This window comes from Flavobacterium sp. (genome assembly GCF_044368625.1).
In the GTDB taxonomy this organism is placed as follows: Bacteria; Bacteroidota; Bacteroidia; order Flavobacteriales; family Flavobacteriaceae; genus Flavobacterium.
In genome coordinates this window covers 1-6,581 of sequence record NZ_JBIPPD010000184.1, presented here as the reverse complement: position 1 = coordinate 6,581, position 6,581 = coordinate 1, and the positions used below count along the sequence as shown (strand labels likewise).

At 36.8% G+C, this 6,581-nt stretch carries 5 protein-coding genes; all 5 read left to right on the top strand.

Annotated elements, in window-relative coordinates:
- Window positions 1–292 precede the first annotated feature (292 nt).
- A complete protein-coding gene (locus tag ACIQ2X_RS12430; protein ID WP_396179239.1) occupies window positions 293–634 on the top strand; it encodes a hypothetical protein in 342 nt (113 codons plus the stop codon).
- A gap of 84 nt (window positions 635–718) precedes the next feature.
- Complete coding sequence (locus tag ACIQ2X_RS12425) at window positions 719–3,106, top strand: TonB-dependent receptor (RefSeq protein ID WP_396179238.1); 2,388 nt, start codon at window positions 719–721, stop codon at window positions 3,104–3,106.
- Window positions 3,107–3,127: 21 nt separating this feature from the next.
- Entirely contained in the window at window positions 3,128–3,697 is a 570-nt protein-coding gene (locus ACIQ2X_RS12420; protein ID WP_396179237.1) for a type 1 periplasmic binding fold superfamily protein, read from the top strand.
- A gap of 142 nt (window positions 3,698–3,839) precedes the next feature.
- The gene (locus ACIQ2X_RS12415; RefSeq protein WP_396179236.1) at window positions 3,840–4,199 is read left to right on the top strand and encodes a DoxX family membrane protein; all 360 of its coding nucleotides are present in this window, start codon (window positions 3,840–3,842) and stop codon (window positions 4,197–4,199) included.
- Window positions 4,200–4,247: 48 nt separating this feature from the next.
- Window positions 4,248–6,377 carry a prolyl oligopeptidase family protein gene (locus ACIQ2X_RS12410; protein WP_396179235.1) on the top strand — a complete coding sequence of 710 codons (2,130 nt, stop codon included), beginning with the start codon at window positions 4,248–4,250 and terminating at the stop codon, window positions 6,375–6,377.
- Window positions 6,378–6,581 lie beyond the last annotated feature (204 nt).

Here is a 6,581-nt window from a genome sequence, read left to right as displayed (position 1 = left end):
GGCTAAACCTCGATAAATGAAACTAAAAATTATATTTTTTCGTCTAACGAATTCTCAAGAGGATAGCCAAAAACAAGCTAAAGCAATGTAAAACCTCGTTAAGCGCCTATAAATATAGAAAAATAAATATTCCGTTATTTTTTATCGGACAACAATGTTTTAAAACCATTAAGAGATTAAGTTAATTAGGTCTAGACAAAGCTTAACAGAACTTGGCCTCTTAATGGTTTTTTCATTTTAAAATGTTAAAATAAGACCGTTTTTTCTATTCGCGTACTACCTTTGCAACACGATGAAGAAAAAATTTGCCCTATTAAACGTATGCTTGACGTTCTCAGTATTGTTCGCAATACTGTTTCAATCGTTGCATTCGTATGAGCATTTTTTAAATTATGATGGCATTGTTGTACAACTTGATTCTCAAAATCAAGATGTACATGTAAACGATCACAACCACCAAGAGTGTTTTGTTTGCGAATTTACTTTTAGCTCGTTTATAGCAAGTGAAAATACTTCATTTCAATTCAAACAAACTTTTGAAGCTATTAGATATAGCTTTTTTTATAATGAAACGCCTTCCTTTTTCTTAGGAAATCATCCTCCTCTTCGAGGACCTCCCTACTCTATTTGTTAATTAAAATTTGAGCATTTTGCTCTTTATCGGACTATTTTCTTCTGAAAATTAGTTCTAATAATCATTTTAGATTTTTCAAAATCAATGCGTTATTTTGTAGCACTTGTTTTCCTATTTATTGGAAATCAATCGTTTGTATATTCCCAAAACAAAGTTAGCGGGAAAATTACGAACGAAAAAAACGAACCTCTTGGCGGTGGCCACATCCATTCAGGATCACATTTTACCACAAGCGATCCTGCGGGAAATTATGAAATGGAATTGCCTTTGGGTAAAAACCGAATCGTGGTTTCGTTTTTGGGATTTAAAACGCTTGACACTGTGGTTTACCTTTCGGATGATGCAATTATTGATTTTAAACTCAAGGAAGAGATAGCCGCTTTATCCGAGATTGTAATTCGAGACAACAATCTCAGGACGAATGCGACTTCCGATAGAAAAGAACTGAAAACCGATCAAATTGAAAGATACAGCAGTGGCAGTCTAGGCGATGCTTTGAAGGAAATATCAGGTGTGTCTTCCTTAAAAACAGGAAACACCATAGTAAAACCTATCATCAATGGACTGCACAGCAGTCGGGTCTTGATTATAAACAATAATGTTCGTTTGGAGGACCAACAATGGGGTTTAGAACACGCGCCAAACTTGGACATCAATACAGCAGGAAAAGTATCGGTCATAAAAGGAGCTTCGGGCTTGCAATATGGAGGCGATGCGATTGGTGGCGTAGTTCTCATAGAACCACTGCCAATTCCTGTGAGAGATACACTTTACGGAAAAACAATTATGAATGGAGCCTCAAACGGACGTGGCGGCAGTATTTCTTCATCACTTTTTAAAGGATATGAAACGGGGTGGAACTGGAATTTGCAAGGTACATTTAAACACCTTGGAGATGTTGAAGGTCCCAATTATGTACTGTCGAACACTGGAAACCGTGAGAGAAATTTCTCTGCAGGATTGGGGTTCAAAGGTGAAAATTCGGGATTTTCGGCTTTTTTGAGTTACTACAATGCCGAAATCGGAATCTTAAGGGCTTCTCATTCTGGAAACATTGCTGATTTGGTGAGGGCCATCAACAGCGGCACTCCTTCTTTAGTAAACGATTTTACGTATAGCATCAACGCGCCGAAACAGGAAGTGCAACATTATTTGGGTAAGCTAAACTATTACAAAACTTTTTCAAACATTGGAAAATTGAATTTACAATATGCATTTCAATTGAACGAACGTTTGGAATATGACATTCGTAGAGGCGATGCAAGAAACAAACCTTCGCTGGATTTGTTGTTATCGACACATACAGTACTTGCTGATTTGGAGACTTCTACGAGTGAAATTTCGAAATATAAATTTGGAATCAGCGGTGTTTACCAAAACAATTTTGCAAATACAGAGACGGGTGTTCGGCCATTGATTCCGGATTATGACAAGTTTGAGGCGGGTGTTTATGGCATTGGCACTTTTGCATTAAGCGAAAAATTGGAACTCGAAACCGGTTTGCGCTATGACTTTAGTCGGATTGATGCTACCAAATTTTACTTGAAAAGCCGTTGGACCGAACGAAAGTACGACACTGATTTTTTTGAGATTATCACGGGCGATTTTGGCACACAATGGAAAACGAATCCTGTTTTTACCTACCATAATTTCTCGGGAAGCATTGGTACAAAATACCAAGCGAATCAGAATTTGAAGTGGTTTTCCAATATCAGTTTGGCCAGCAGAAGTCCAAATCCAGCAGAATTGTTTAGCGATGGATTGCATCATTCAACAGGACAAATCGAGTTGGGCGACTTGCGATTGGAGCGAGAAAAAGCCATAAAGATTTCAACTACTTTGGCTTTCACTTCAACCAAATTTGCTTTGGAAATCAATCCCTATTTGAATTTCATCAACAATTTTACGTTGCTTGAACCTACAGGTTTGGAACAGTCCAATAGAGGTGCTTTTCCAGTTTGGGAATACCGACAAGTCAACGCCAGACTGATGGGAATTGATGTTTCTGCAAATTATAATTTCGCGAAAAACCTCAGCTACCAAACGACAGTTGCCTTCATTTATGCAGAAGACCAGGACAACAAAGAAGCTTTGATCGATATGCCACCTTTGAATTGGAACAATGCAATTCAGTTTAAAAGGCAAGAATGGAATCATTTGATTTTGGGTTTGAAAAGCGAATTGGTATTTACCCAAAATCGTTTTCCTAATAACGATTTTATTGCTGAAGTTCCTGTTGATGGCGAACTTGTACCAACTTTGGTCAAAATCAGTCAGCCACCTTTAGGCTATCACCAAATACATTTTAGCAGTGAAATGCGCTTTGCCACTTTTGAAAAATCTAAAATTACAATCGGATTTAATATCCAAAACTTGTTCAACACGAACTACCGAGATTACCTCAACCGCACCCGCTTTTATGTGGACGATATGGGGCGAAATTTTGCAGTTCAAATTAAAATTAATTATTAAAAAAACTAAAAATTTACAATCATGAAAACATTCAAACTAACGTCAATTGCTTTAATCGCTTTACTTTCTTTTAACTCTTGTTCAAACGACGACAACAGCCAGCCGGTTAATGAAGAAGAAGTAATTACCACAGTTACGGTAACATTGACACCAGAAGGCGGCGGAACTCCCGTGATTTTAACTTCACGAGACTTGGATGGCGATGGCCCTAATGCTCCATTAATTACTTCCACCGGAAGTTTAATGGTTTCAACTACATACAACGGAACCGTTTCTCTGTTAAACGAATTGACCACTCCAATTGATAATATCTCGCTTGAAGTTAAAGAAGAGGGTGATGAACACCAGTTCTTTTTTTCAGCATCCGGCGGATTATCGGGTACATTTACTTATGCAGATTTAGATGTAAATAACAAGCCAATAGGTTTAGACTTTAAATTTACGCCATCGGCAACTGCACAATCAGGAAATTTAACGGTTATTTTGAAACATGAGCCTAATAAAGCGGGCGAAAATGTAGCGTCGGGAGACATTACCAATGCAGGCGGAGAAACTGATGTTCAAGTAAGCTTTCCGGTAACTGTACAATAAACTTTTCAAAATTTCACAATTGATGAACCGCTTCAGAAGAAGCGGTTTTTTTATAATTCAGCATTTTTACACATTATCTATCAATAGTTTGGGAATTATTTATTAATTTTAGACAATTACTAATTATTTTAAACTATTTATTATGAATTCAAAATTTACTCAAATTATTCGAATCATTTTAGGACTAATTTTGTTGCTGTCGGGATTGAACAAAATATTTGAATTTATTCCAGTTCCCGCAGGAAATTTAATTGAATCTTTTGGACAAGTAGATTACATATTTCCGATGGTTTACACATTTGAAATTTTAATTGCCGTTATGTTACTGGCCAATAAATGGGTTGCATTTGCACTGATTTTGTTAGTTCCGCTTACCTTAAACATCCTTTTCTTTCATGTTTATCTAAATTTTGAAGGAATAGTTCCGGCACTTGTGGTAGCAACACTAAATGGGATATTGCTTTACAAACATAGACGACAATATGCTCCACTTTTTAACTAAAAGACCCAATTGATTTCCTATATTTGTAAGAACATAAAATAATTTTCAATGAAAAAAACATTCATTACTATGGTTGTTTTAACCAGCATCCTATCTTGTAAAACAGAAGACAAAAAGGTTGACATTGTTTTTAAGTATCCTGAAACTAAAAAAGTGGACTCGGCCACTACTTATTTTGGAACCGAAATCAAAGATCCGTACCGATGGCTCGAAGACGACAAATCGGCTGAAACCGCGGCTTGGGTAAAAGCACAAAATGAAGTAACTTTTGGTTATCTCGAACAAATCCCGTTTCGAAAAGCTTTGAAAGAACGCATGGAGAAGTTATGGAATTACGAAAAAATTTCAGCTCCTTTTACAGAAGGGGACTATACTTATTTCTATAAAAATAACGGTTTGCAAAATCAATCCGTTTTATATCGAAAAGATAAAGACGGTAAAGAAGAAGTGTTCCTCGATCCCAACGGATTTTCAGCGGATGCTACAACTTCCTTGGCAAATGTATCGTTTTCTCAAGATGGGACTCTTGTAGCTTATTCGACTTCTGCAGCTGGAAGTGACTGGAATACCATTACTATTTTGAATGCAAAAACCAAAGAAAAATTAGAAACTGAAATTGTGGATGTAAAATTCAGCGGTATTTCTTGGTACAAAAATGAAGGTTTCTATTATTCGAGTTACGACAAGCCAAAAGGGAGTCAGCTTTCGGCCAAAACCGACCAACATAAATTGTATTTTCACAAATTGGGGACGGCTCAAAAAGACGATAAAGTCATTTTTGGATTGAATGAAAAACGCCGTTATGTAGGTGGAGGAGTAACAGAAGACAACCGTTATCTGATTATTTCTGCATCCACTTCCACTAATGGAAATGAATTGTACATCAAAGATTTAGAGCAACCGAACAGCAAAATTGTAACAGTGGTGAATAATTTTGACAGCAATAATTCGATTATTGACAATGTAGGTTCCAAATTATTTATCGAAACCGACATGGGAGCTCCCAATCAAAAAGTGGTTACGGTTGATGCGTCAAATCCTACGCCTGAAAACTGGAAACCTTTTATCAATGAAACTAAAAATGTACTTTCAACCACAACAGGCGGCGGGTATATTTTTGCTAATTATATGAAAGACGCTGTTTCGTTTGTACAACAATACAATTATGATGGAAAAATGATCCGTGAAGTCAAGCTACCAGGCATCGGAAGTACAGGTGGTTTTGGAGGTAAAAAAGAAGAAACCATTTTATATTATTCGTTTACCAATTACATCACACCAGGTTCCATTTATTCTTTTGACCCGAAAACAGGAACTTCTAAAGAATATCAGAAACCTAAAGTAGATTTCAATTCAGCGGATTACGAAAGCAAACAAGTTTTTTATCCTTCAAAAGACGGAACGAAAATTCCGATGATTATTACTTATAAAAAAGGCACCGATTTGAACGGAAAAAACCCAACTATCTTATACGGTTATGGTGGATTCAATGTCAGCTTAACACCTTCTTTCAGTATTGCAAATGCCGTTTGGTTAGAACAAGGCGGGATTTATGCCGTAGCTAATTTACGAGGTGGTGGTGAATACGGAAAAGAGTGGCATGATGCCGGAACCCAATTGAAAAAGCAAAATGTGTTTGACGATTTTATCGCGGCAGCCGAATATTTGATTGAACAAAAATATACGTCTTCCGATTATCTAGCCATTCGAGGAGGTTCAAACGGCGGACTTTTAGTCGGTGCTGTAATGACCCAACGTCCTGATTTGATGAAAGTCGCACTTCCCGCTGTAGGCGTTTTAGATATGTTGCGTTACCACACATTTACCGCTGGTGCAGGTTGGGCCTACGATTATGGAACCGCCGAAGACAACAAAGAAATGTTTGATTATTTGTTGAAATACTCGCCCGTTCACAATGTGAAAACGGGTGTGAGTTATCCCGCAACTTTAGTAACCACAGGCGACCACGATGATAGAGTAGTTCCCGCACATAGTTTTAAATTTGCTGCTGAATTGCAAGCGAAACAAAAAGCAGCTAACCCTGTTTTAATCCGAATTGAAACCAATGCAGGTCATGGAGCTGGAAAACCAGTATCGAAAACCATCGAAGAAGCTGCAGATATTCAGGCATTTACGCTGTTTAATATGGGTTTTACAGAATTGCCCAATAAAAAATAATTGTACTGATTTTAAAGTCAAAACGCATTCGTTTAGACTTTTAATTAAAAACACAGAAAAATCTATAATTAATTTTGACAGGTTTAATAGTCAAAAATAGTTGGTAAAACAGCTGTTAAGCATTATAAAATTTGACGTTTCCAAAAGTTTATTGAAATTCGTTTCAATAAACTTTTTTTATTTATGAAAAACTCAAAAAAAAGC